The sequence below is a fragment of the Pseudomonadota bacterium genome, assembly GCA_026390555.1.
In the GTDB taxonomy this organism is placed as follows: Bacteria; Bdellovibrionota_C; UBA2361; order UBA2361; family OMII01; genus OMII01.
In genome coordinates, this window is record JAPLFS010000035.1 from 1 (window position 1) to 24,797 (window position 24,797).

The 24,797-nt window shown below is 50.8% G+C and carries 22 protein-coding genes and 1 tRNA gene; 9 read left to right on the forward strand and 14 right to left on the reverse strand.

Annotated features, from left to right (window positions below):
• From tig to NTV65_04850, 5 genes are all read left to right on the forward strand, one after another.
• Positions 1–987, forward strand: a 987-nt coding sequence (gene tig, locus NTV65_04830; GenBank protein MCX6114528.1) for a trigger factor, incomplete at its 5' end; no start/stop codon positions are given.
• 154 nt (positions 988–1,141) lie between these two features.
• Positions 1,142–1,744 carry an ATP-dependent Clp endopeptidase proteolytic subunit ClpP gene (clpP, locus tag NTV65_04835; protein MCX6114529.1) on the forward strand — a complete coding sequence of 201 codons (603 nt, stop codon included), beginning with the start codon at positions 1,142–1,144 and terminating at the stop codon, positions 1,742–1,744.
• A 17-nt stretch (positions 1,745–1,761) separates the two neighbouring features.
• A complete protein-coding gene (gene clpX, locus NTV65_04840; protein ID MCX6114530.1) occupies positions 1,762–3,030 on the forward strand; it encodes an ATP-dependent Clp protease ATP-binding subunit ClpX in 1,269 nt (422 codons plus the stop codon).
• A gap of 334 nt (positions 3,031–3,364) precedes the next feature.
• On the forward strand, positions 3,365–5,827 hold the full coding sequence (gene lon, locus NTV65_04845; GenBank protein MCX6114531.1) for an endopeptidase La: 2,463 nt from the start codon (positions 3,365–3,367) through the stop codon (positions 5,825–5,827).
• A gap of 229 nt (positions 5,828–6,056) precedes the next feature.
• Positions 6,057–6,132: transfer RNA gene (locus NTV65_04850), tRNA-Val, on the forward strand.
• Between the two features lie 38 nt (positions 6,133–6,170).
• On the opposite strand, the gene NTV65_04855 is transcribed toward NTV65_04850, so the two are convergent.
• The 6 genes from NTV65_04855 to NTV65_04880 all read right to left on the reverse strand — a co-directional run bounded on the left by NTV65_04855 (position 6,171) and on the right by NTV65_04880 (position 11,489).
• Positions 6,171–7,046: a DNA adenine methylase gene (locus NTV65_04855; protein ID MCX6114532.1), complete on the reverse strand. Its 876-nt coding sequence runs from the start codon at positions 7,044–7,046 to the stop codon at positions 6,171–6,173.
• 85 nt (positions 7,047–7,131) lie between these two features.
• A complete protein-coding gene (locus NTV65_04860) occupies positions 7,132–7,737 on the reverse strand; it encodes a hypothetical protein (GenBank protein ID MCX6114533.1) in 606 nt (201 codons plus the stop codon).
• An 82-nt stretch (positions 7,738–7,819) separates the two neighbouring features.
• Positions 7,820–8,203 (reverse strand): DUF423 domain-containing protein, encoded by a 384-nt coding sequence (locus NTV65_04865; protein MCX6114534.1) that lies wholly within the window; start codon positions 8,201–8,203, stop codon positions 7,820–7,822.
• Positions 8,204–8,294: 91 nt separating this feature from the next.
• Positions 8,295–9,545, reverse strand: coding sequence for an OmpA family protein (locus NTV65_04870; GenBank protein ID MCX6114535.1), 1,251 nt, complete (start codon positions 9,543–9,545; stop codon positions 8,295–8,297).
• Positions 9,546–9,566: 21 nt separating this feature from the next.
• Positions 9,567–10,427, reverse strand: a complete 861-nt coding sequence (locus NTV65_04875) for a MotA/TolQ/ExbB proton channel family protein (GenBank protein MCX6114536.1) — start codon at positions 10,425–10,427, stop codon at positions 9,567–9,569.
• A 102-nt stretch (positions 10,428–10,529) separates the two neighbouring features.
• On the reverse strand, positions 10,530–11,489 hold the full coding sequence (locus NTV65_04880; GenBank protein MCX6114537.1) for a hypothetical protein: 960 nt from the start codon (positions 11,487–11,489) through the stop codon (positions 10,530–10,532).
• Positions 11,490–11,673: 184 nt separating this feature from the next.
• Here NTV65_04880 and rpe point away from each other — a divergent pair, with 184 nt between their 5' ends.
• Together rpe and plsY are read left to right on the forward strand one after the other, a co-directional pair.
• Entirely contained in the window at positions 11,674–12,336 is a 663-nt protein-coding gene (gene rpe, locus NTV65_04885; GenBank protein MCX6114538.1) for a ribulose-phosphate 3-epimerase, read from the forward strand.
• Positions 12,333–12,932: a glycerol-3-phosphate 1-O-acyltransferase PlsY gene (gene plsY, locus NTV65_04890; protein MCX6114539.1), complete on the forward strand. Its 600-nt coding sequence runs from the start codon at positions 12,333–12,335 to the stop codon at positions 12,930–12,932. Before rpe ends, plsY begins: the two co-directional genes overlap by 4 nt.
• A gap of 215 nt (positions 12,933–13,147) precedes the next feature.
• On the opposite strand, the gene NTV65_04895 is transcribed toward plsY, so the two are convergent.
• Positions 13,148–13,417 carry a hypothetical protein gene (locus NTV65_04895; protein ID MCX6114540.1) on the reverse strand — a complete coding sequence of 90 codons (270 nt, stop codon included), beginning with the start codon at positions 13,415–13,417 and terminating at the stop codon, positions 13,148–13,150.
• A gap of 391 nt (positions 13,418–13,808) precedes the next feature.
• Here NTV65_04895 and clpX (NTV65_04900) point away from each other — a divergent pair, with 391 nt between their 5' ends.
• Complete coding sequence (clpX, locus tag NTV65_04900) at positions 13,809–15,062, forward strand: ATP-dependent Clp protease ATP-binding subunit ClpX (GenBank protein MCX6114541.1); 1,254 nt, start codon at positions 13,809–13,811, stop codon at positions 15,060–15,062.
• A 30-nt stretch (positions 15,063–15,092) separates the two neighbouring features.
• On the opposite strand, the gene NTV65_04905 is transcribed toward clpX (NTV65_04900), so the two are convergent.
• The 6 genes from NTV65_04905 to NTV65_04930 all read right to left on the reverse strand — a co-directional run bounded on the left by NTV65_04905 (position 15,093) and on the right by NTV65_04930 (position 21,178).
• The gene (locus tag NTV65_04905) at positions 15,093–15,779 is read right to left on the reverse strand and encodes an OmpA family protein (GenBank protein ID MCX6114542.1); all 687 of its coding nucleotides are present in this window, start codon (positions 15,777–15,779) and stop codon (positions 15,093–15,095) included.
• Between the two features lie 31 nt (positions 15,780–15,810).
• Positions 15,811–16,857 (reverse strand): glycine zipper domain-containing protein, encoded by a 1,047-nt coding sequence (locus tag NTV65_04910; GenBank protein ID MCX6114543.1) that lies wholly within the window; start codon positions 16,855–16,857, stop codon positions 15,811–15,813.
• Positions 16,858–16,907: 50 nt separating this feature from the next.
• Entirely contained in the window at positions 16,908–17,327 is a 420-nt protein-coding gene (locus tag NTV65_04915) for a glycine zipper domain-containing protein (GenBank protein MCX6114544.1), read from the reverse strand.
• A 162-nt stretch (positions 17,328–17,489) separates the two neighbouring features.
• Positions 17,490–18,023, reverse strand: a complete 534-nt coding sequence (gene lspA, locus NTV65_04920; protein MCX6114545.1) for a signal peptidase II — start codon at positions 18,021–18,023, stop codon at positions 17,490–17,492.
• Positions 18,024–18,075: 52 nt separating this feature from the next.
• Positions 18,076–19,941 carry a hypothetical protein gene (locus NTV65_04925; GenBank protein MCX6114546.1) on the reverse strand — a complete coding sequence of 622 codons (1,866 nt, stop codon included), beginning with the start codon at positions 19,939–19,941 and terminating at the stop codon, positions 18,076–18,078.
• Positions 19,942–19,957: 16 nt separating this feature from the next.
• Positions 19,958–21,178, reverse strand: a complete 1,221-nt coding sequence (locus NTV65_04930) for a WD40 repeat domain-containing protein (protein ID MCX6114547.1) — start codon at positions 21,176–21,178, stop codon at positions 19,958–19,960.
• Positions 21,179–21,547: 369 nt separating this feature from the next.
• Between NTV65_04930 and NTV65_04935 the strand changes: the two genes are divergently transcribed.
• On the forward strand, positions 21,548–23,146 hold the full coding sequence (locus NTV65_04935; GenBank protein MCX6114548.1) for a DEAD/DEAH box helicase: 1,599 nt from the start codon (positions 21,548–21,550) through the stop codon (positions 23,144–23,146).
• Between the two features lie 347 nt (positions 23,147–23,493).
• Here NTV65_04935 and NTV65_04940 read toward each other — a convergent pair whose 3' ends face one another.
• Positions 23,494–24,684, reverse strand: coding sequence for an MFS transporter (locus tag NTV65_04940; GenBank protein MCX6114549.1), 1,191 nt, complete (start codon positions 24,682–24,684; stop codon positions 23,494–23,496).
• Between the last annotated feature and the right edge of the window lie 113 nt (positions 24,685–24,797).

Genomic DNA, 24,797 nt, shown 5'->3' on the forward strand with positions numbered 1-24,797 from the left:
ATCATTTCAAATTACCTCAATAGGACCGTTCAGGTTGTGAAGAAAGTTGTCGTGGACGATGATGTTGATAAGTCTCTGGAGCGTTTGCGCGAGTCCAAGGCCGACCTTAAGCCGATAGAGGATCGCAAGGAGGCTGCAAAGGGTGATGTGGTGGCTCTCTCCATATCTATTCAGATCGGGGACGGGGAATTCTCTCGTGGTGAGCCGTTCGTTGATCAGCTCGGCTCTGGCAAGCTCTCTCATGAGGTTGAGGAGCAGTTCGTTGGACTGAGCGTTAACGACAGTAAGGACGTGGTTATTACCGGTGCCGAGGATCATCAGAATCCAGGGATGCGGGGCAAGCAGGTCACCTATCGAGGCATGTTGCACGGTATCTTTACCAAGAATTTGCCAACCCTTGATGATGATTTTGTAAAGACTATCGGCCTTGAGGTTGAGACCGTAGCGGCTTTGCGTGAAAAGGTGCGTGAGCAGCTTAGTAAGCAAGCAGAGGAGGAGGTTAAGTCCGAGACCCAGGGCGCTCTCTTGGATATGCTTGTAAAGGAGCACCCATTTAAGGTCCCTTCTGCGATGGTTGACGATGAAATCCGAGGGATCGTAGCGCGTTACGGATTTGCTGGCAGGGAGGCAAAGCCGGAATCTATCGATGTAAACCTATTTCGTGAGCAGTTCTCTGAGTTCGCGCTAAATAGAATTCGGGGTGCAATTATCATAGATCGCGTCGGTTCGGCCGAGGATATCAAGGTTGATGAGGCTGACCGTGAGCGTATGATTCAGCGTGCAGCTGAGCAGAACGGCTCTACGGTCGAGGCAACGCGCAAGATCCTATTGGAAAAATCGCGTATTATGTCCTTTTTGCTGGAGGTTAGGCGCACCAAGATACTTGAGCACTTAATGTCTAAGACTACGGTTGAATACACAGATGCTCCAGAACCTGGTGTCCCAGAATTCGGTGCCCCAAAACCCGATGCAGCAGTGAAGGCTTAGCCATACTGCTAATATTTCGAGTAACACTAAATACTTCAGTTGCTTGAATGGATCAGTTTTTGGTACGGTCTCTTAGTTATTATAAACAGGGCATGCAGGTACGCTAACGGGCGATCGGCAGCGACCTTTTCGACATTTTTTCAGGGGGATCTTCATGGCTTATATTCCTTTCGTTATCGAGCAAACAGGGCGCGGAGAGCGTTCCTATGATATATACTCCCGACTTCTTAAGGAGCGCATAATCTTCCTCGGTACCGAGGTCAATGACATGATTGCTAACCTCATTATAGCGCAGTTTCTCTTCCTCGAGAGCGATGACCCAGAGAAGGACATATTTCTTTACATCAATAGCCCCGGTGGTAGTGTGACCGCAGGTATGGCGATATACGATACCATGCAGTACATCCGACCGGATGTTTCTACCGTGTGTGTCGGTCAGGCGGCCAGTATGGGAGCGGTGCTCCTGGCTGGCGGAAAGAAGGGCAAGCGCGCAGCCTTGCCGCATTCACGCATTATGATCCATCAACCACTCGGTGGTTTTAGTGGACAGGCCTCCGATGTTGAGATCCATGCGCGCGAGATGATCCGTATCAAGCAAGAGTTGACAGGGCTTCTTGCCAGCCATAGTGGACAAGCACTTAAGCAGGTTGAAGAGGACAGTGACCGGGATTTCTTCATGACTGCTGTGCAGGCCAAGGAATACGGAATAATCGACGATGTTTTCGAGCGACGTGTTGTTGATGGGAAAAAGGAATAGGGTATTAAGGAGCCTCTGTGAGCAAGCCTGGTGATAAAGGTAGAACTACGTTGGTGTGTTCCTTCTGCAATCGTTCGCAGGAGGAGGTGCGGAAACTTATCGCTGGTCCCTCTGTCTACATCTGCGATGAGTGTATCGAGCTATGTAACGATATTATTGCAGAGGAGGTTGAGGGCGATAGCGTCACTCCTACGCAGTCCAAGCTTCCTAAGCCCAAAGATATCAAGTCATTTCTCGATCAGTTTGTTGTAGGGCAGGACTTCGCAAAGAAGGCGCTCTCTGTAGCAGTACACAACCACTACAAACGCATCGAAGCTAAGGGCGGAACCGGAGAGGTTGAGATCGCCAAGTCCAATATCCTTTTAATCGGACCAACCGGCACCGGAAAGACCCTGCTTGCACAAACGTTAGCGCGGATCTTGCAGGTCCCATTTACCATCACCGACGCAACTACTCTGACCGAGGCTGGTTATGTTGGAGAGGATGTTGAGAATATTATCCTAAATCTTCTGCAGAACGCCGATTATGACGTAGATAAGGCGCAGCGCGGAATAGTGTACATAGATGAGATAGACAAGATCTCTCGCAAGGCGGAGAACCCTTCGATTACTCGCGATGTTTCGGGTGAGGGGGTGCAACAAGCGTTGCTTAAGATGCTTGAAGGTACCGTTGCAAGCGTTCCACCAAAGGGTGGGCGTAAGCATCCGCAGCAGGAGTTCCTGCAGGTTGATACGAGTAATATCCTATTCATCTGCGGAGGGGCGTTCGTAGGACTAGAGGACATCATTCGCCGCCGGGTTGGCGAGAAGAAGCTAGGCTTCGGGGCACAGCAAAAGGGGGCCAAAGACAAGGAGCGCTCCAAGAAAGAGGAGAAACGCTCGCTGCTTAGCAGGGTCCAGCCTGAAGACCTCCTTAAGTTTGGATTGATCCCTGAGTTTATTGGACGTCTTCCTATGATCGCGGTTCTCGATGATCTCGATGATGGGGCGCTAATTAAGATACTGGTTGAGCCAAAGAACGCTCTAACGAAGCAATACAAGAAGCTGTTTGATATGGAGGGTGTGCAGCTCCGTTTTACTGAGGGCGCACTTGCCGCGGTTGCCAAGCAGGCTGTTGAGAGAAAGGCTGGGGCACGTGGGTTGCGTGCAATTCTCGAGGCAATCATGCTTGATGTTATGTATGAGGTTCCATCCGAGCCTGATATAAAAGAGGTCATTGTCTCTGAGGATACAGTTAATAAGGGCGAAAAACCCCTGGTTGTATATCAGCACGCAGAATCTGCTTAGGTCTCAGAACGCTGCTCTATAGAACGGTAAGACAAGGCGTAAATAGCAGCACAGGATCGGCCGGTTGTATCAAATTTGTATCTGCTGATAACAGTGATTGACTCTTCGTGTGCCAGATCTTTTTACAAAGCTATATTATTGTGATTTCTCTGATGCTCGACTAGCATCATACAGGTAGAGGTGGTCGGCTATCCGCCATCTTGCGACCATCTGCTATAGTAAAAATAGATGGTTGGGTTTATTCTCTCCTCATGCATTGCTGATCTAGGCTGTATGTTATCAGCGATACTGGAAGGATAGGTTACTAACGGCTGTTTTGACTTCTAAGAGAACAATGAAAGCATCACTCAACAATCCGATCCCACTTCTGCCACTAAGAGAACTCGTAGTATTCCCCCAGCAGGTTGTCCCGCTCTTTGTAGGACGGGAAAAGAGCGTCAAAGCCATAGAGGAGTCGCAGCGCGAAGGAAAATACATATTTCTCGCCGCGCAGAAAGACGCCCGCACAAGCAATCCAGGGCCTAAAGATATCTACACTATTGGAACTTTGGGCGAGGTAGTTCAGTTAATTCGCCTCGCTGATGGCCCGATTAAGGTGCTTGTAGAGGGCAAGGTGCGCGCTCGTGTTAAGAAGTTCGTGCGCGAAGATGAGTTCATGTTGGTTGATGTTGAGGAGATCGTCTGGGATGAGGAGGTCACAACTGATCTTAAGGCATTGATGCGCTCGGTCAATACCACCTTTGATAACTATGTGAAGCTCGGCAAGAAGGTTAATCCTGAGATGATAATGCAGGTTAACGCGATCGAAGATCCTTCGCGTCTTGCTGATGCTATCGTAGTCCAGCTCAATATTAAGCTCGAAGACAAGCAGGAGATCCTTGAGACCATTCCGCCACAAGAGCGGCTTGAGAAGATCCTCGGTCATATGAAGTCCGAGATTGAGATCTTGCAGGTAGAGAAGCGAATTCGTAGTCGTGTCAAGAAGCAGATGGAGAAGACTCAGAAGGAGTACTATCTGAACGAGCAAATGCGGGCGATCCAGAAGGAGCTCGGAGAAAAAGACGATTTCCGTAATGAACTTCAGGAGCTTGATGACAAGTTCAAATCAAAGGAGATGCCTGCTGATATTAGAGAGAAGACAGAGAAGGAGATCCGCAAGCTCAAGATGATGTCGCCGATGTCGGCGGAGGCCACCGTTGTGCGTAACTATGTGGATTGGATGTTGGCCCTTCCGTGGAACGAGATCTCTAAAGAAGAGATCGATATGGAGCAGGCTCGCGCGGTTCTTGATGAGGACCACTACGGATTAGAGAAGGTTAAGGAGCGAATCCTTGAGTATCTCGCCGTACAGAAGCTTGTTGGCAAGATGCGCGGGCCGATCCTGTGCTTGGTAGGACCTCCGGGAGTAGGAAAAACTTCGCTCGGCAAGTCGATCGCTAAATCAACTGGCCGCAAGTTCGTGCGTGTAGCTCTTGGTGGCGTGCGTGATGAGGCGGAGATCCGTGGTCACCGCCGAACCTACATAGGCGCGTTGCCTGGTAAGGTTATCCAGTCGTTAAAGAAGGCTGGTACCAGTAATCCTGTGTTCCTGCTTGATGAGGTTGATAAAATGTCGACCGACTTCCGAGGGGATCCTTCCTCGGCGTTGCTCGAGGTGCTTGACCCAGAGCAGAACGATTCGTTTAACGATCACTACCTAGATTGTGATTACGATCTTTCGAAGGTGATGTTTATTACGACGGCTAATTCACTACATACTATTCCACAACCGTTGATGGATCGTATGGAGATTATTAGGCTATCTGGATACACAGAGCTTGAAAAAGTTGCGATATGTAAGAAATACCTCTTTGCAAAGCAGGTCCAGGAGAATGGATTGACTGCTGAAAACATGAGGATAAGTGATGGAGTTTATTCGGAGATTATAAATCGATATACTCGCGAAGCAGGAGTCCGAAGTTTGGAGCGTAGTATCGCAACCCTTTGTCGTAAGGTGGCTATTGAGGTGGTAGAAAAGGGCCCAGATACTCTGGTAACTATCGATACTGCTAATTTGCCGCAGTTCTTAGGTCAACCTAAGTTTAGATTCGGAAAGTCAGAGGAGCTTGATCAGGTTGGCTTGGCTACCGGACTAGCGTGGACTGAGAAGGGTGGGGAGCTGTTAGTTATCGAGACCACTATATTGCCAGGGCGTGGGCGCTTGCAGATTACCGGAAAGCTCGGAGACGTCATGCAGGAGTCTGCTAAGGCGGCTCTGAGTTACGTACGCTCGCGTGCCGCAATTTTAGGGTTACCGCGCTATTTCTACGATAAGATAGATATTCACGTGCATGTTCCAGAGGGTGGTATTCCGAAGGATGGCCCATCTGCTGGTATCACTATGGCAACATCGATGATCTCTGCTCTTACGGGAATTCCTATAGATAAAAATGTTGCGATGACCGGAGAGATAACGTTGCGTGGTAACGTGTTGCCGATTGGTGGCCTCAAAGAGAAGGCTCTTGCTGCACATCGTGGAGGTATTCGCCGAGTTCTTCTTCCAAAGGAGAACGAGAACGATATCGAGGAGATTCCAACTACTGTACGTAACGAGCTTGAATTAGTTCCAGTGTCGCACGTTGATGAGGTGCTCTTCGAAGCGCTGCGTTGCCGCAAACCGGAGGACTTCGCCAGTATGTTGCAGCATAAGGCTATGCGAGATGAGCTGCTCTATGCCGATGATAAGAAGAAAGGGGACCGGGGTGAAGATGCTCCTAGCGATGAAAAAGCGCCCGTTGCTGCGATAGTTGCGCATTAGGTATAACTCTACTTGGTGCGCCGGTCTCTAGACCGGCCATTTAAAAGATCGCGTACATGGGCATACCCACGGCCACTATCAAGTGGCTGTTAACCTTGCCACTATCAAGTGGCCGTGGCCCTTGCCACTATCAAGTGGCTGTGACTCTTGCCACTATCAAGTGGCAGTGCCTGGTTACGGGCTATTTGACTTTTATTGCTGCTGCCATTACTCTTTGTGCTCCATCTGAGGGCGCTTAGCTCAGTTGGTAGAGCGTCAGCCTTACAAGCTGAAAGTCGTAGGTTCGATCCCTGCAGCGCCCACCATTATATTCTGCTAATCTATTCTACTAGCACCAATACAGCTAAAAGTTCCTGATAATTAGCTCTATCACGGAGCCGCGCTTCTCTGCCTTAGAGTTAATAGCGCGTAAGGCGCATACCGGCTCAATCTTAAATCCTCGGTAGAGTTCTTGAATCAGCGCAGTGTTGGAGTTGGATACCATCCATTTTACACCACGTTGGTTAAGTTGTAAGCAGACAAGTAGCAGCATCTCCTGTGCAACGTCATCAAAGCCATCCTTTGAGTAGTGCGTAAAGTCTGAGGTCTCTGAGGTTGGGGCGTAAGGAGGATCGAAGTATACGAAATCACCCTTATCCGCAACCTCTAAGACCTGCTCGAAATTTCCGCTTTGTATTACAGCTTTTTGCAGCAATGCTTGGCAACCTCTTAGGTTCTGCTGATCGAGGATAGTTGGGTTGGTATAGGCACCAAATGGGACGTTAAACTCACCCCTAGAATTAACGCGGTAGAGTCCATTAAAACAGCTCTTATTAAGGTAGATTAGGCGCGCCGCGCGCTTAACTCGTGAGAGAGAGGCGAAGTCTGGGCGTCGATCTAATTCGCGGGCTGCATAATACATCTCTTTATCGTAACGGTAGCCCTTGAGCTCCTCTATTAGCTCCTCAAGCTGCGAACGAACGATTTGGTAGCAGTTAATCAACTCATTGTTGCAATCAGCTAGGAACGCAACCTTAGGTTGCAGCGCAAAATAGAGCGCGCCACCTCCTAAAAATGGTTCTATATAGCGGTTAAATGAGTTGGGAATGCGGTGTATAAGGTGGGGTAGGAGTTGAGTCTTGCCACCGGCCCACTTAAGAAAGGGACGACAGATCGGACGCATTGGCGCATCGGTCGCAGTAGCTGGAATAGTAGGGGCTTCAGCGTTGTTGGTGCTCATGCAGAGTAGTGGTATTTTTCAAAAGACCAGGGGAGCATGGCCCGTTTTGAGACAGGAGTCTATAATAAAGGGGGGTGGCCAAGCGCTATTTACGAGGGGTCTTAGTAGGCCCTGGGGTTGGTGTCGGATCGGTTGATTCAGCCTCGATCACTATGTCCCATCTTTCAAGGGCTGAGAACCTTGGCGAGGAGGCTTTAAACTCAAGACTGTCCAGAATATTCAGATCGTTGTTATCTAGGTCTACCTCTACATACGCTTCGGAATTGCTCTTGGTGGCCTTCAGATCAAATTCAAGCGAGATAAATGCATCGTTCAGAGCGCTGCTGGAGTAGAGGAAAAAGACGAGATAGCGCTCCCCATCGATGCTAACCTCGTCGTACGGAGAGATATCGGACTGCTCCTCTCTGTCTGGAAAGAGAATAGCGCTGTTTTCTACATACCTCAGGGAATTGGGATAGTGGAATTTAAGGATTGCGCCATCCGGATTTAAGTCGTTGATCTCAATCCGCACGCGGTCCATGTCTCCAGAGTCGATCCTGTCCCGCTCTACAGATAAAGTGAGGCTACCAGGGTAGTTAGCTGTTCCGCCACCATCGTCACTACCACCACCACCACCGCCGCCGCCGCCACACGATGCGATAGCAGCGGATAAGGCTGTGGTGGCAGCAACCAGAATAGCGATACGCAGCATATTGGAGATTCGATCTTGGATCATTAATTGATAGGATGGGGCTGCATGGGCAGTAGATTCGCAACTATTGATCTGAATAGAGTTAATGGCTTCTGCAACGCTGCTTAACTAGCTGATATGCAAGTAGCAACCAGCCAAGTATAAATCCAGCACCACCGACTGGGGTGATTGCGCCCAGCCAATGCATGCCGCTTAACACCAGTGCGTACAGGGTGCCGGAAAATATGGCGAGGGAGCCCAAAAATAACCATCCGATGGCGCGCCGTGCCCTATCAGAGATCTGTAGCCCAGTTGCCGATGTTATCAGTAGCGCTGCCAGAGCGTGGATCAACTGATAGAACACCCCCTTCTCCCAGATTAGTAACTCCCTTTGCGGAACTATATCTCGCAGAGCATGTGCGCCAAAGGCCCCGCACGCGATCCCGGCCGCCATGCACAGAGTTGCTGTTATCTGAATAGCTCGCATGCTTCCTCCTCATTATATGCTAGTCAGCAGCTATTGTAGTGTGGAGTTGGTTAAGCGCAAGGAGGAGAGATTACAGTCAGGCTAAGAGCCCCTAGTGTATAGAAAGCTCCCTAGCCCCAAGTACCGGATTGTTTCCGAAGATCTTATCCTGTGGCATGTATTCCGGATTCTCCTCGATAATTGGACCATCTGGCAGTTTAATTCTACCGGTACGACTATCAGATGTTGTTGGGATTGGGATTGGGATTGGAGTTTTGCGCGGCTCTACTGCTAGCGCAGGTGGAGTAACTAAGTTGGCCGCCGCAATTGGCTCCTTAGGCTCCTGCTCTGATAGTTCTGGAGCAAACAATTTACGCAGCCCCTCTGGAGAGGTCTGAGCATCATTGGGCTCGATGTCCCCCTGCCAATTAAACTTTAGCTTGAGGGTAATACGTCGATTGGCGGGTGCTAGTGGAGAGTCCGGCACCTTAAGCTCGCTGGAAGCTTTACCAATAACGCTTGTGATCTGCTGTGTTGGTAGGCCCTGTGACTGTATCAAGCGGCGTGCAGCGTTGGCGCGGTCGGCTGAGAGCTCCCAGTTGGTATAACCACCAGCTCGGGAGGGGAAGGGTGTGGCGTCCGTATGGCCGAAGATCTCAACGGTATTGGGGTATTTTTTAATCACATCGGTGACCTGCTGGAAGGCAGCTTCCGCATCACGCTTGATGCGCGCACTGCCGCTGTCAAACATGGAATACCTGTCTGTATCCATGATCTCGATCTTTAGTCCGTCCGCTTCAACGCTGGCTTCAATCTTGCCCAAGATATTTGCTAGCTGAGAGTTCGACTTTATTATTTTATTGAGCTCAATCTTGGTAGACTCTGCAATCAGGCGTAGCCGTATCTCACGACGACTCTCCTCAGCATTTTTTTTGTCAGAGTTAAGTCCCGTTATCTGATCCGGACCTCGATTCTTTTTGGGAGGTAAGCGGCCATCCCGTTCGTAGTGCTTGTCCTGATCTACATCCGTTTCACCGAAAAGCCTACGAGATGGGTCGTCAGAGGGGTTCTTTAGCTTTCTTTTGTCCTCTGGTCGTGGCGGAGTAAAAGCATCCTCAAGGATGCCCTGCCCACCAAGCAGTAGCGGCATGCCGGAACCCTCGGTAAAGACCGCAGGCTTTCTAAAGTACGAGGCAATGGACTGGCGCGTTGTAATTGAGGCAGTACTGATCAACCACATACAGAGAAAGAAACACATCATCGCCGTTACGAAGTCCGCGTAGGCGATCTTCCAGGCGCCGCCGTGATGGCCTCCGTGCCCCCCCTTCTTGATTATAATGACCGGCTTGTCGTCTTTTGCCATTTATCTCTGTTGTCACAGACCTCACTTCTTCTTAGCTTCCTTAAGGATCTCCTCAAGTTGCTCTGCCGTTGGACGGAACACACTTGGGATAGTTTTCCGCGCAAATTCAAGGGCTACAGCTGGCGGAGCTCCTCCAGCGAATGAGACTAGCCCTGCACGTACGCATTTTAGCAGGCTCGTATTCTCTCGTACGTTGTGCTCCATCTTTGATCCGAGTGGCCCCACGAATCCGTAGGAGAGGAAGATCCCAAGCATGGTTCCTACTAGAGCCGCGGCAACGTGGTGCCCGATCTCGGTAGGAGGACCATCGAGAAATTGCATGGTGATAATAATTCCAAGTACGGCGGCTACGATTCCCATAGCGGGAAAGGCATCGGCCAGACCTTTTACGGTACCTGGAAGGAGTAGCGCCTCTTCGTGGTGTGTTTCGATCTCGGAGTCGAGTAGCTTATCTAGATCAAAGGCATTTACTACACCGTCCACATAGAGGCGCAGCGCACTCGTCAAGGTCTCCATCAGGTGGTGGTTGTGCGAAGCCTTCGGATACTTATTAAAGCGCGCGCTTTGATGCGGATTAGAGATGTCTCCCTCGATTCCAAGCACACCTTCACGGCGCATCGTGTCAAAGATGATGGCCATCAAACCGAGCAGGTCCCTGAACACAGCGGCATTTACGCCACTACCCTTAACCGCGCCGAACATGGCGCCTGGCAGAGCTTTTAAGATGGAACCAGGTGAGGAGATCAAGGATGTAAACCCGATACCACCCATGATAACCAGATATTCATAGGGCTGGAAAAGAACCTCGATCGGGCCGCCGGGTCCCATAAACCCGATCAGCACGCTCAATAGCACCCCTAATGTTCCGACGATGACGCCCATTGCTAATCCTTTCTTTGCTACCTACCAGTAGAATGGTCGGCTAGCATCTTGGGTACCTTAATCCAATTATAGGAAACGCCGTTCTGTTCTGCGTGGTAAGCCCTACAGGGAGGTATCATCCTGTGATCCGCCACCCCCACCTGAGCCACTACCGCCCCGATTGGAACCATTTCTAGTATCAGGTGAGCCGCCCCCACTGCGCTCCGAGGTCTCATCGATCACGTACCGGATCCGTTCGTTAGTTTTAAGGGTTAGCTCAACCGTCAGGCCATCTAGATAGCTTGCACCGGGCCTAGAGAATCGATAGTGGTCACGACCGCCGTTACCGTTGCCGCTAAATCGTCCGGACTCTAGCACCTCGCCAGAGGGGCCGATTAGACGCACTCCGGCGACCATTCCGGCTAGTTTAGGGGGGAGTAGAATAGCTAGTTTACCATCGCTATCTGAGATCGGTTTAAACAAGAAGCCCGCAGAAGCTAGCTCCGAGGAGCTTCCAGCACCGACCTTGCCCACACTCTCCTCCATAATGCTGCGAGTTGGCGCTACCTCGCTACCGGCAGCAAAATTCTCAAATTTAGTGCGGCTTGCAAGCAGGGCTTGCTCAAGGGTGGAAGTGGCGACGGAGCTATCTCCAGGGCCCCCACGATCGTCAAATAGTGCGGCGGTGTTGCCATCTAGTTGCGCTGCAGCGAAGGCTTGGGAGTAGATCTTGTCGGCCTGCTCCGTAGAGATTGCGCCGCTCTCCCTAAAGGCTTTGAGGGCGTTCTTGGTAGCATCTTCAACCGGCACAAACCCATCTGGTTTCCGAAGGGCATCTTTACTCTTTGTTAGAAGCTCCTTAAATTTGCCAAGGGACTCCTCTCCCTGCTCCTGCTTGATCCGCTCTTGAACAAGAGCGGAAAAAACCTCCTCTTCACTGACCTTATTTTCCTTATTGGCTACCAGCAGAGACCTGAGGGTCTTGTCGAATTCGGCCGAGGCTGTTGTCGGCGCGCTGCCCTGATTCGGGGAGGTTGTGCTTTGATTAGAGATAGTTGCAGAGCTACTACGAATCGCTTCCATTGCGGTACCTTATAAACAGACCACAAGCTCCTCATCCATTGAGGATCTTCAAAGGCATTTATTGCAGAAACCGTACCAAGCCAAATTTACCCGATAAACACCCTTTAGCAGAATTCCGCTCTGGCCTGCTTTAGGCCAAGCAGGCTAAAGTAATGTCCAGCTAGCGGCCTTTTATAACGGACCAATGAAACAAAATTTAGATCACAACATTATCGCGCCCTCTATTCTAGCGGCTGATATCGGCCGCCTCGATGAAGAGGTTCGTAGCCTCACCGAGTCCGGTGCTGACTGGATTCATGTAGATGTTATGGATGGCTCCTTTGTGCCTCCGATTACATTTGGAGCGAACGTAGTCAGATCGTTACGCGCCAAGAGCGCGCTCTTTCTCGATGTGCATCTGATGATCGTTAAGCCGGAGAAACACCTTCAAGCGTTTAAGGAGGCTGGAGCCGACCGCATTATAGTGCACCAGGAGGTCTGTCCGCATCTGCACAGTACGCTTTCTGAGATCCGTGCCTTAGGGCTTAAAAACGGCGTGGCGATTAGTCCTGGAACCCCGGTCGAATCTATCTACGACGTGCTTGATGTATGTGATCTAGTGTTGGTTATGACGGTCAATCCGGGCTGGGGTGGGCAGCCTTTTATCCCCGGCTCAATAGCTAAGATCCAACAACTTTACGACAGAATTCAGTCGCACAACCCAGGGGTAGTGATTGAGGTCGATGGGGGCATTACCGCAGAGACCGGAGCGTTGTGCAGAAAGGCGGGGGCCTCTGCCTTGGTAGCGGGCTCGTATATCTTTGGGGCTGCTGACAGGGCCGAGGCGATTAGACGGTTGCGAGCATGAGCACGGCCTTAACTATACTGGGGCTTCTTCCATTTTATCTCTTAGGGGCGTTTCCTACCGGACGTCTCATCTCAAAGTTGCACGGGATCGATATTACAGCGCAGGGGAGTGGTAACGTGGGCGCTACTAATGTGGCGCGTATTCTCGGCAAGCGGGCGGGGCTGCTGACACTGGCTGGAGATATTCTTAAGGGGTATATCGGCGTAATGATAGCAGCCTTTGTAAGCAGCTCCGTTGCATTCCCTGCAGCGGCGGGCGCGGCTCTTGTTTGTGGTCACTGCTTCTCTATTCCGCAATTTCTGCGGGGAGGAAAGGGTGTTGCGACAGCGCTTGGTATGATAGCAGCGTTAAGTGGGGTCTCTGCGCTAATCACGCTGGCAGTATTCGGGATAGCGTTTGCGCTATCGCGAATAGTGTCGCTCTCCTCAATGCTGGCTGCGCTAGTGCTTCCGCTAGCGGCCTTTCTGATGAACCTCTCTGAGGCGATCTGCCTCTCATTTGTGATCGTTTCGGTCGTAGTTATCGCACGTCATCGGCAGAACATTCAGCGCCTGATCGAGGGCGCAGAGCAGCCCTTCCAATTCAAGAGTAAATAGGCACTTGTTAGGGGCCAACGCACACTGGTCTGATGCGGTGAATACGTTAGCCCCTATCAAGGGGCGAGTTTGCGAAGCAAACTTGGGTGGAAACAATAACTATTCACCCTAAAATAAGCGTCCCCGATCAGGGGACGTCAAGAAAGGGGGTCTTTAGGACAGATCGCAAGATCGAATCCTTTTAATTACCGATAAGTTTATACTGGGGTGAATAGTTACGAGACCTCAATCGCCTCTGGTCCGTGATACGATAGAGTTCCGTTATCCCACAGCACCTGGATCATCATGGCGCGCGCCTTGTTCTCCTTAGATGTGATGGTGGTCTCCTGGCATAGCGCCTTGATGACTCCCAGACAACCACGGATTGAGATGGTCGTAGTCTCAGCCTCATCATCAAGGGCGCTTACGCTCGTAGCGCCCTCTCTAGGAAGGGTAATCGTAAATGGTAAGCGGCGAACACGATCGTTAACCTTGAATTTTTCCATAATAATTCCTTAAATGCTGGTAACTACTCATCCCATTATAAATTTGTCGATGGTTAAAAGGATTCGATCTTGCGATCGGTCCTAAAGCCCTAAATTAAAGTAGAGGCCAAACCACGGCGCATAACCCTTAAGAGTCTAACTCATCCGTTTATGGTGCTAAAAGCCCCTTAACGCGCCCCACACATAAAATGTCAAGTTATTTACTTTACTTGCCGACCCATAATAGGTCGATTTCGCCCTAAAGGTTTTTAAACACCGTACCGATACTAAATTATACAGGATCTGATGGATCCAAATGCGGTTTCCCCTGATTGGGCAATCCTCCCCACCTGTTTAAGCATCTGAATAGGAATGAGGGTTTTTCCAAAGGGTTTTTCTAGGGGACAAGGCCATGAGTAAGGATAACGGAAAGAGCGGTGGTAACTTAATCTGTTCGTTCTGCGGCAAGACGCAGGAAGAGGTTCGCAAGCTTGTAGCTGGGCCATCAGTATATATCTGCGATGAGTGTGTTGAGCTCTGCAACGATATACTAACGGAGGAGTTTGATGGGGTACCCCACCAGACGAATCGTCAGGCGGTTCCAACGCCCAAAGATATCAAGGCATCCCTTGATGACTACATTATCGGGCAGGACCATGCAAAGAAGGTCCTCTCTGTTGCGGTACACAATCACTACAAGCGTATTCAGAACAATCAAACGATCAAGGGCGCAGTTGAGCTTCAGAAGTCAAATATTCTTCTGATTGGACCAACCGGCTCAGGCAAGACCCTTTTGGCGCAAACGCTTGCGCGTGTTCTAGATGTGCCGTTCACAATTGCAGATGCAACCAGCCTGACTGAGGCAGGGTACGTTGGCGAGGATGTTGAAAACATCATCGTTAATCTGCTGCAGGCTGCTGATTACGATATTGAGAAGACCCAGCGCGGCATCGTGTATATCGATGAGATCGATAAAATTGCTCGTAAGAGCGATACGCCATCCGTTACGCGCGATGTTTCTGGAGAGGGGGTGCAGCAGGCGCTACTTAAGATAATTGAGGGCACCAAAGCAAATGTTCCGCCAAAGGGTGGCCGTAAACATCCGCAGCAGGACTTCATTCAGGTTGATACCTCCAATATCCTCTTTATCGTTGGCGGAGCGTTCGATGGCATCGAGCGCATTATCGGACAACGAACCGGCAAGAAGAATCTTGGATTTGGAAATAATATCGTTACGATCAGCGAGAAAAAAGATAATCAGCTAGCGGCGCTTGAGACCGAGGATCTGCTTAAGTTCGGCATGATCCCTGAGTTTATTGGGCGCTTACCGGTTATTTCAAGCCTTGATATGCTCGATCAAAAGTCTCTGATAGAGATCCTTACTAAGCCAAAAAATGCGCTGATCAAGCAGTATCAGACATTGCTTGCGATGGATGGAGTTGAGCTTACCTTTACAAGCGAGGCGCTTGAGGCGATCGCACAACGTGCACTTGCAAAGAAAACCGGGGCACGCGGGCTGCGCTCAATTATTGAGAATACTATGCTTGAGGTTATGTACGATATTCCAAGCAACAGCAGCATCAAGGAGGTTATTATCACCCCAGATGTCGTCAATGGCCTGCAACCACCGATGCGAGTTTACCACAAAGAGGCTGTCGCTAGCTAAGTTGTGCCGCACGTTTTAGGGCACACTAGTTTAGCGCGGATTGAGTATCACAACCTCAACTCTACGATTTTGCCGTCGTCCCTGCTCAGTCTTATTGGTTGCGATCGGATCCGTTTCGCCGAGGGCCTTAATCGTAATACGACGGGGTAGGATACCATCGTGCACAAGTTCATCTGCAACACGACGCGCGCGCGCATCTGAGAGGTGAAAGTTGTACTCTATTGTGCCGATCGAATCGGTATGACCCTCAATTGAGATACTGCGACTTGGGGCACGTTGTACGACGTCAGCGATCTCGCTAATGGTCGATACGGCAGATGATGTAAGAGCCGATCTTCCGAACTCAAACAGCACGTCGGGCAGATTAACCACAATACCACGCTCAGAATCCCGCACGTCGATACCACGCTCCTTGAGCTCCTCCAGTAGCCGCCTGTTTTCACGGATAACATCATCTTGCTCTTCGATCTGCCTGTCGCGCCGATTGAGCTCGCGATCCTGTCGGTCGATCTGACCTCCAATTAATGCGCCTCCTAGAGCGCCGGCAGCCGAGCCGATCGCAATGCCAGCACCAGTCTGGCCGGTTTGATTGCCGATGATAGCGCCTAATCCCGCACCCGCCGCGGCACCCCCCAGAGCGCCGGTCTCGGTAGCGCCGAACTGACCCTGCTGGCAGGCCGAGAGGAGGAGTAGGGATGTGAGAATTACGCGTTTCATATGATCTAAATATCCTGCTCTAAAATTTCATTTAAAACTTCTCTGTGCTAGTAGATTCAATATCCTTCAAGCCGTTCTTCGCAGCTTGAAAATTAGGATTTACGGCTAATGCCTGCTTAAATTCAAATGAAGCCTCTGAGAATCGCTCCATTGAGAGGTAAACCTGTCCAATCTCGCTATGAAAGCTAGCATTATTAGGGCAGAGGCGTAGCGCTCGGCGTAGGTGATAGAGCTTCTGAGAGCTCTCAGCAGCAGATTGCGCTGCTTGTTGCTCGCCCGTAGCTTCCTGACACGCTGTTGAGGTTGCAGGCTCGTTAGCCAATCTAGCTGTCTCGATAGCTGATAGCTCTACGGGGATATCGCTCTCCTCTAGCGTAGAATCTGTTACCCTAGTTTCAATGGTTCTCGTTTCTGCCACTATTGTATCGCTTTTTACCCCTGTTGTGCTCGAAGCAAGGGGCTTTTCAACACGCTTTGGTGCGGTAAGACTCGGCTCCATCTTTCTTGCAGGAGTTATAGAGCTCTGCACGTCGAATCGGGCGAGTGGCTCGCTATTAACCCTCAGGGGGGCTGGGCGAGCGGGGGGAACATAAGCATGGAGGTTGTTAGTTCCACGTGGATTTGGCCCCCGTTTTTCAAGCTCTGCTAATTTACGGCTTGCTTCGGCAGAGAGCGCCGGACGCATAGGTGAGCTGCGGTATGAGCTATTAGTTCGCGCGGCAGAGGGAGTATCTGAGTTTAGGTTCCTTAACTCGTCCATCTCGGAACGTTGGGCGCGCAGCAGGCGCTCCTGGCGTTCGATTGACTCGTCTTGGGAACGGAGCGACTCCTGTTGAGCCTGTAAGGCGTTCCCGATTAGGGAACCGGCGGCGGCTCCAGTAACCGCACCGAGCACCATGCCAGTGCCAGTGCTTCCAGTTTGATTTCCGACGATAGCGCCAAGTCCGGCACCGATAGCTCCGCCAGTTGCCGATCCTATCGCTGTGGTCTGCTTCGGTTTGGTGCAGCCGCATACAAGCACTGCGGTTAGAGCAAGTGTTGCAAACGAGGAGCGCGAGATGAAATTAAGCGTTGTCATGGTACAATCTCTTAAAGGTAAATTTATCAAAGGTAAATTTAAAAGGTAAATTACTGTCCGTTGTCTTTAACCTGGTAGCGTTCGCGGTAGTACTCATCCTGGTACTTTTGCCGGCGCAGATCATCTAGCTCGTCTTGCTGCTTCTCCATCGCTTTGTGTTGTCTAATAATAAACTCATCCTGCTCTTTGGTATTAGCTTCGGCTATGTCGCGTGAGTTTCCAATGATGCCACCAGTGATAGCGCCCGTCGCTCCACCGATTGCGGCGCCATTTGCTATGTTTCCGGAAGCTGAGCCGATAGCGGCCCCAGCCCCAGCGCCAACAGCGCCCCCGATTGCTGCATCGGTTGCAGCATGTTCATACGAAGGGCCACAGCCTCCAATAACACAGCTTCCAATAACGAGTGTAATCGATACAAGAGAGGCGGGGCGTAGTATCAAGCAACGCAGTGTCGTTAAAAATGAATACATCGTAGTACCTCGCAAATAGTGTCTCTATGGGGGGCTTAATTCAAAGCCTTATACAGGTTATGCTATTCAAACCGGTATCTGTTAACCAAGGAGCGGAGAATAATATACATCGGATTGTAGAGGGAGGAGCCCATATGCCGCAATCCAAAATAGATATTAGCACTAAGCGTTTTTTGGGGTTGTTTTAGATTGGGGAAGTAGTATTAGGATCGACACACCAACGCAGATAGCGCTATCGGCGATATTAAAGGCGGGCCAATGCGAGCTACCCAGATAGATATCGATAAAATCAACCACTGCGCCGAGGCGTAGCCGATCTACTATATTACCGATTGCGCCTCCCAGGATGGCGGCGAGCGCTATCTGTGATAACCGCCCGCGGTGGGTCGGTTGCCGCAGAAAAAAGAGCACAACGGCCAGGGCGATCAGAACCGTAAGGCTAAGAAGGAGCTGTCGCCAGCCGTCAGATAGTCCGGTCCATAGCCCAAAGGCAGCACCTGGATTGAAGGTCAGGGTCAGGTTAAAGAGCCCTGAGATGACCGGCTTAATATCTCCGGGGGTAAAGGTGCTGAGGATCCAGCCCTTTGAAAGCTGGTCGAGCAGCACAGTGGTAAGCGCTACTAGCGCTACCAGGCCATAACGTGGAGTGTTGTAGTGGGTGGGGGGTGTTGGTAGAGGCGCAGAGCTATCAGTCATATAGTTACAGGACCTTAGCAGAATTAATCATGTAGTGCAGCAGAGCCATTGATTACTGTTTGGTGCCTTGTTGAGGAGAGCAGAGAGCTGCGATAGCCCGCTGCTGGTCGAGCTGAATCACCTCAAACGCCCCATCAGGGCTCGTCCACATGGAACGCCCAGCGTGGGCCAGGTAGGCTGGCTTAATAAGATTGAAGCCTCTCTCCCAGATAATATAGTCTAATTTGTAGCTTCTTATAGAGTCACAGGGGGTCGTCTCTAAAATGATTGAAGCGGCCTGCGCGCAGTTGTAGCGCCTAGTGAGTTGTATGGCTACCCACTGCTGAAAGAATAGCCGCTTCGGTTCCGTTATAAGGGTCTCGCTACATCCGCGAATAAGCGTAGGCTTTGCGGTAAAAACTGTCCCAAGTGCCAGTTCCCGCGAGATAGTTTCCTGTGGTGATAGAGCTCCCCACTCTAGGCCAATGGCCTCCTTAAGCAGGAAGTTTTCTGTTAGCGCGGCCACGGCATTCGGCTGCCAGCGCCAGTCCCACTCGTGAGTTTGCGTCTTAAAGGGATCGTTATAGGTCAGCATAGCGAGAACCGAACCTTTCGGGACATTATGTTGAAGATAGCTGATCAGCGGCGTTAGGCCCTCCTTATCATTAGTCTCATGCTGCGCTATGCGATAATTATCAATGCCGGCCAGCACAATAAAAAAGCAGATGAGTGGTGTGAAGATCCATCGAAAAAATTTCCGATCTGAGAAGTATGAGAGGGGGAGCGCAATGATTAATGCAGAGAGTAGAGGCCTGGTAAACGAGATGACAATAAAGATACCAACCGTTGCAAAACCAGCGATTGCTTGGATGTTAAGGAGCAGTAGCTCTGCAAAGATCGTGGCTAATATAGCCCCAGTAAGAAAGTGTTGTGTTGGCGTGAGTCTGCTTCGAGAGAGATATAGGAGCAGAGCTCCAAGGCCAAGCAGAAAGAGCCATTCAACTGGTAGGTAGAAGGCCTGACGGTATAGCTCTGCATCATCTATGAAGATGTGTTTGCTGCTCCTAACAGCCATAATCTGAAGTATCGCGGGCAGTGCTACAAGCAGGTTCCCCGCAAAAAAGAGAGTGGCAATGCCGACTCCTCTACGAACACTCTCTTGCTCTCGATTCTGAACTAGAGTCGTAGCGATCAGAAGCGGAAGAAGCGCCGAGATGGCTAGCCATTCTAGTACATAGGTATATATGCCGAGTCCGGCGATCGCCCCGAGAGCTAAGGTCAGCCAGGCAGGCTGGAAGGACCGCCGCCGCATGAGCGCAAAGGCGACAAGCGTTATCCCGAACCAAAGGGTCGAGAGCTGCGCCTCTAGCCCCTCCTGAATCGGCAATACTGAGTGTGCTACTAGACCACCCATAATGGCCGTGTATGAGGGCCATATGGTGTGCATCGTTACCCAGTTCTCTATCGAGGAGAGCCACGGAAAGCAGAGAAATATTAATGCAGAGAGCTCAGCGAGTCGCGCATGCTTAGAGCCAAGGAGTATGCGAAAAAATATAAAGAGCAGGAGATACCCGAGGACTCCACATACTAGATCTAGGACTAGATTAAGCTCGTAGAGTCTTAATCCAAGCAGATTTGCAACGCGTCCGACCATGAAATGTGAGTAAGTTTGATCGGGCCGCCAGTGGGTCAATAGTGCCCCTAGATTGAGCTGCTTGGCATGCTCGAAATAGATCGCCTCCTGTGGCATGTAGTTGCCCTGGTCGATAGCGCTTCTCAGGTACAGCGACTCATCCACCACGTCCTGCAACGAGCTAACGGAGGTTCCCCCGTGTCGGCAGTAAGCGGCGAGCTGCGAGATATTGATTAGAACTACGCAGAGCACTGCGCGCGCAAATATCCAAAGCACTTTTCGTATTTTTTGATTTGGATTGTTCACAGAGCGCTATATCTCCTCAGTAATCGGAATCTATAGCAGTAGGGGCGCGGGTAGGGGTATGGGTAGTCTTACGAAGAGCTGAAGTAGTATCCTTAAGATCTTTCAGAGAGATCTCGCCTAGCCGCCCATCAGCGGTTGTAAAGATAATGTTACCGTTTGAGATAAAGCGCAGGTGACGCGCACCGGCCATAGGCTGAGATAGTATCGGCTCAAGAGTTAACGGTAAGGCTTCTGGAGCGATGCGGTGCATCGGATCTGGTGCGACGGCGTGCACGAACAACATTGAATCACGACCAAGTGAGGCGACCCGTTGACCATCATGTGAAACTGCTACTGAGGTAACTCGACCGTTGTGCGCCGCTTGGCGAGCACCCATCAGAAAGCCGCGCACCTCCCAGACCTCAACGTAGCCATCCTCTGAGCCCAGCCCGAGTCGCTCGCCATTAGCGGAGAGACCGAGCGCCGTAATGCCTCTATCCTGACCCCTAGGCGCTTTTAAGAAGGTGCCGATCTCGCCGTAAAAACGACCGCCGAAGAGGTTCTTATCGTACTCTCCACCATGATCGTCGGCTGTATAGGGCAGCCAGGAGTAAAGCGCACCGCTCCAGTCCGCTGAAAAGAAGGCACGCCCCACAGAATGAGAGGCCAGCGCGCTGATTGGGCTCTGATGAGCTATGTAACGCTCAAGGATTTTCTCTCGCTCCGTCACCGTAGTTGCAGAGCCTTCCAGGGCGAAGTTCCAGCGGTATACTCGCCCATCACCACCACCTATCAGCACCGAGTTGTCCAGGTCGTGAAACTCTAAGCTCGCCGGGCGGGTCTTAAGGCGGCTCAGCGACCACTCTCCCTGGCACTCTATTAGGCAGGTAACCACAAGGCGCCCCTTGGTAGCGTACGCTATAAGGGGTGCGCGCTCTCCAACCGTAGCGAATTGAAGGGGGGCTTCAAGCGTTTTCAGAAGGTGCCCGGAGCCACTATTCAGATCCCAGCCGATTACCCTGCCATCACTTCCGACCGAAACTAGCTGTAGCGGGGATTCCGATATCTGCTCTATAGCTAGAACCTCCCCTGTGTGGCCTTTGGCGCTAGGAAATAACGCCAGATTAAGAGGCGGCCAGGCTGAAATATCTATTGTTTCTAGGTGCTTAGGCTCTATTACCTGATCTAAGGCAGTGCTTGCTTGTTGATATACTTGGCACCCTGTAGCTAACGCTAACAGCACGAGTGGTAGTAACATTTTGGCGTATAACGGCATGGTTATGGTGACTTAGCTCTAAAAAGGTTGCAATCAAACTTCCGCTCAGCGCTGTATATGGTATAGACTAGCCAACTATAAATGAGAAATGTCACGCTGGACATTTTTGTGATAATTCATGAAAATCGCCGGTAGATAGACCGATAGCCCTATTACAATATAGGGAGCGAAGGTCCCCTTATAAATAATCTCGATGCGAGTGCGCTCAAGCGGAGTCAATAAATTCCGTCTGGTGTAGGGCGCTTAATGAAGATCCTTTCATTTTGCAGCTGTTTTTACCCGTAACGGTATTATCCGTAGCAATAGGGCTACTGATCTGTTCGATTATAACTTGGAGTCGTGGTGCAGAATATGGAACATATTTATTTTGAAGTAGGAACATCGCTTCTGGCGAAGCCGCAAGCGTTAAGTGATCTGATTGAGCTAGAAGCGGGGCATTCAGTTCTTGTTTTCTGTAACTCGCCCTCAGATGCGGATTTCGCAGATGTTATCCTTAGGAAACGTGGAGTTGCCTCGGTAAAGTTGATCGGGTACGTACCGCAGATAAAGCTTAGCAAGGCGATTCAGCAGGTTCAGAAGGGAGAGATTACAGCGCTGGTACTTACCGATGTAGCAGCTCGTGGTGTTTCCCTCGGTGAGTTTGATGTTGTGCTAAATTATTCAGTGCCAACCGATCCGGAGATATACTTCCACCGCTATGCATCTGAAGTTACCCCTGAAACGGTTTGCAAGACTAAGAAAGTCTTGAGTCTTGTGGCTGCTGCGGATCTTTCGAACTTTCACTTTCTTAATAAGCTTGGGAAAGTTGAGTTCATCAAAGAGGAGTTGCCAACTCCAGAGAAGATCTTCGTTAATAAGTTCGTTAAGCTGCGTGAGCAGGCCATGGAAAAAGCGCAGATTGCGAGCGATCCTGGACTAAACGAGTTGGTTAATAAGATCACCTCTGATGCTAACGTACGCGAGATCGTTGCATTGTTGCTCCATAATACGCTGACAGTTATACCAGCCCTTAATGCAGCTATACAGCCTGCGCGCGAGGACCGCGATGAGGGCGAGGACTCAGATGATATGAATGATGGCGATAACGATCGCCGAAATTTCGGACATCGGGATCAAGGTGGTCGTGAGCGTCGTGATGATCGCGGCGGTCGAGATGATCGCGGCGGACGTGGAGGCGGTCGCGGCGGCGCTCGTGATGATCGCGGTGGTCGTGGTGGTGTTCGCAATGATTTCAATGAGAACCGGGGGAATCGTGATGATCGTAGCGGATATGATCGCCCTCAACAGGATGATTCATTCGAGGAGGATGAGAGCCAGACAAAGTTCCTAGGGGGCGGAGATAGGGCTGGAGAGTCTCAACGTGGTGGCCGTAGGGGTGCTGACGATAGAGGCGGCGACAGGGGTCGAGACCGCGGGGATCGCGGCGGCGATCGCGGAGAGCGTGGTAGAGAGCGAGGAGGTGATTACGAGCGTAACGGAGATTCCCGTCCGCCACGTCAACCACGTCAGCCACGCCCAATGATAATGGTCGACAAAGAGGCTCGTCTTTACGTAGGTGTCGGCTCAAAGCACGGTGTTTCGAGTGAAGGGCTTACGCAGAAGGTAGTTGATACATGTGGTATCAACGCATCTGAGATACACCGTGTAGCCGTTCGTGGAAGCTATGCGTTTGTAGATGTTCCAGAGGCCATAGCTGACCAGGTTATTGAGAAGCTTGGTGCTAGCGAAGTAGAGGGAACCGGCAAGAACTACTTCGTAAAGAAGGCAGTTACCCTATCGATTCCACGAGAAGGCGCGCCATCCGATGAAGGTTCTGCAGCTCATGATGATGGACACGGATCTGATAACGACTCAAATGAGTCTGATAATCAAGATCCGCGTGGCTCAGACGACTCACATGAGTCGCATGATCATGATGGTCCAACGTTACTCGCTGTAGACGAGGGCTAAGTAAGCTTAGCGCCGTTGACGAAAAGGGGAGTAGCTAGGGCAACCTAGCTATTTCCCTTTTTTTGTATCCCTTTTTTTGTATCCTCTTTCGTAACTACTCAGCTCAATAAAGCCGGGGTAGTGTTAACCCTAGAGAAGCTGCGAAGTTAATCGTGCGCCGGAACGTGAACCGCTCCTGATTCCGGCTCCGCTTCCGATGCGAAGCCTCTTGGGAGCTGGTATCGGAGCGGGAACAGGTAACGGGAAGCGGTTCACGTTCCCGCGCAGGGGTTTTCCATCTAATGTACCCACACTTATCGGTGAGGAACCCTTTTTTTGTATCCTCTTTCTTATTTCTTGTATCGCCCTTAGCGACTGACCTTAATACGGGTAGAGAGCCCTAACGCTAGGCAGGTCAGCAATCCTCCCACTATAAACGGCATCTGAACTCCACTTAAGAAAAGTATACCCGCAAAGGTTGGCCCGATGATGCGTCCAAGCGCGCTTGCTGACTGATTCATGGCTAGACCTAGACCCTGCCTATTGGCTGGACAGGCTAGAGAAACAAGCCCGGCCATGGAGGGGTTGAACATGCCACTTCCAAGTGCCAGGAAGGCTCCTGAGATAAGAAAGAGGGGGTAGCTGCCAACCCAACCCAGAGATGGAATCAATATCAGACCAAAGGCGATAGTTATTAATCCAAAGCGAAATAGTTTCGTCTCGCTCGTTGTCTTAAGCCACCTACGCACAAGAAAGCCCTGAACGAAGACCGCACTTATACCTACAACGACCATAAATATACTGGTCAGGGTTGTTGCCTTTGTCATTGAATCAGGATTATTGGCTGGTACCCAGACGCTCTCAATAAAGAGACCGACGCTATGCTCCATCAGGGCAAATGCGGTCATCGTAAGGAGGGTTGTTAGCAGTAATTGCCGCAGGCTGCCATCTGATTGCAAAAACTTAAGAAAGCTAAGATGACCGCTCTTATGCTCGATCAGGGCAGGGCGGGTCTCTGCCAGTGTGAAGTAGACCAGAACCATATTGAGCGCCGAGAGTAGGGCTGCGAACCCGGCGGGGGCCCGGTGGTCTAGCTGAAAAAGCAGCCCCCCGAGAGCAGGACCAAACACGAAGCCTAAGCCAAAAGCTGCTCCAATCATGGCCATGGCGCGACTACGCTCCGCTGCTGGGTGAGTATCAGAGAGCACCGCCTGTGCGGTTGAGATATTAGCCGCGCCGATGCCAGCCGCTGCGCGCGCCACAAAGAGCATCAAAAGGGTGCTAGAAAGGGCAAAGGCGCAGTGCCCAATGAACGTTAGTAGGATCGTACAGAGCAGTATTGGGCGCCTGCCAAAACGGTCCGAAAGGGAGCCCCAGACCGGACTCAATCCAAACTGCATTAGGGAGTATACCGTACCGAGCAGGGTAATGGTGCCCGGGTGTGCACCGAAGCTTTTTGCTAGAAAGGGCTGAGACGGGATAATAAGCCCAAGACCCATGATATCTAGAAGTACGATCAGAAAGACCGTAAAGCGCGTTGATTTTAAGCGGTCATACATAAATAGATACCCTGCATAAGGCTTCTACCGTGCTAATCCCCTGTGTGCAACAAGTGGAGGGAGGGCGGAGCTATGTTTTTGGTCGATTAGATAGGATTGGGAGCCTTTACCCA

Bases quoted from the DNA above. Each gene is read 5' to 3' on its own strand.
- clpP (MCX6114529.1), top strand. From the start codon at position 1,142: ATGGCTTATATTCCTTTCGTTATCGAGCAAACAGGGCGCGGAGAGCGT.
- lon (MCX6114531.1), top strand. From the start codon at position 3,365: ATGAAAGCATCACTCAACAATCCGATCCCACTTCTGCCACTAAGAGAA.
- NTV65_04855 (MCX6114532.1), bottom strand. From the start codon at position 7,046: ATGAGCACCAACAACGCTGAAGCCCCTACTATTCCAGCTACTGCGACC.
- NTV65_04860 (MCX6114533.1), bottom strand. From the start codon at position 7,737: ATGCTGCGTATCGCTATTCTGGTTGCTGCCACCACAGCCTTATCCGCT.
- NTV65_04865 (MCX6114534.1), bottom strand. From the start codon at position 8,203: ATGCGAGCTATTCAGATAACAGCAACTCTGTGCATGGCGGCCGGGATC.
- NTV65_04870 (MCX6114535.1), bottom strand. From the start codon at position 9,545: ATGGCAAAAGACGACAAGCCGGTCATTATAATCAAGAAGGGGGGGCAC.
- NTV65_04875 (MCX6114536.1), bottom strand. From the start codon at position 10,427: ATGGGCGTCATCGTCGGAACATTAGGGGTGCTATTGAGCGTGCTGATC.
- NTV65_04880 (MCX6114537.1), bottom strand. From the start codon at position 11,489: ATGGAAGCGATTCGTAGTAGCTCTGCAACTATCTCTAATCAAAGCACA.
- rpe (MCX6114538.1), top strand. From the start codon at position 11,674: ATGAAACAAAATTTAGATCACAACATTATCGCGCCCTCTATTCTAGCG.
- plsY (MCX6114539.1), top strand. From the start codon at position 12,333: ATGAGCACGGCCTTAACTATACTGGGGCTTCTTCCATTTTATCTCTTA.
- NTV65_04895 (MCX6114540.1), bottom strand. From the start codon at position 13,417: ATGGAAAAATTCAAGGTTAACGATCGTGTTCGCCGCTTACCATTTACG.
- clpX (MCX6114541.1), top strand. From the start codon at position 13,809: ATGAGTAAGGATAACGGAAAGAGCGGTGGTAACTTAATCTGTTCGTTC.
- NTV65_04905 (MCX6114542.1), bottom strand. From the start codon at position 15,779: ATGAAACGCGTAATTCTCACATCCCTACTCCTCCTCTCGGCCTGCCAG.
- NTV65_04910 (MCX6114543.1), bottom strand. From the start codon at position 16,857: ATGACAACGCTTAATTTCATCTCGCGCTCCTCGTTTGCAACACTTGCT.
- NTV65_04915 (MCX6114544.1), bottom strand. From the start codon at position 17,327: ATGTATTCATTTTTAACGACACTGCGTTGCTTGATACTACGCCCCGCC.
- lspA (MCX6114545.1), bottom strand. From the start codon at position 18,023: ATGACTGATAGCTCTGCGCCTCTACCAACACCCCCCACCCACTACAAC.
- NTV65_04930 (MCX6114547.1), bottom strand. From the start codon at position 21,178: ATGTTACTACCACTCGTGCTGTTAGCGTTAGCTACAGGGTGCCAAGTA.
- NTV65_04935 (MCX6114548.1), top strand. From the start codon at position 21,548: ATGGAACATATTTATTTTGAAGTAGGAACATCGCTTCTGGCGAAGCCG.
- NTV65_04940 (MCX6114549.1), bottom strand. From the start codon at position 24,684: ATGTATGACCGCTTAAAATCAACGCGCTTTACGGTCTTTCTGATCGTA.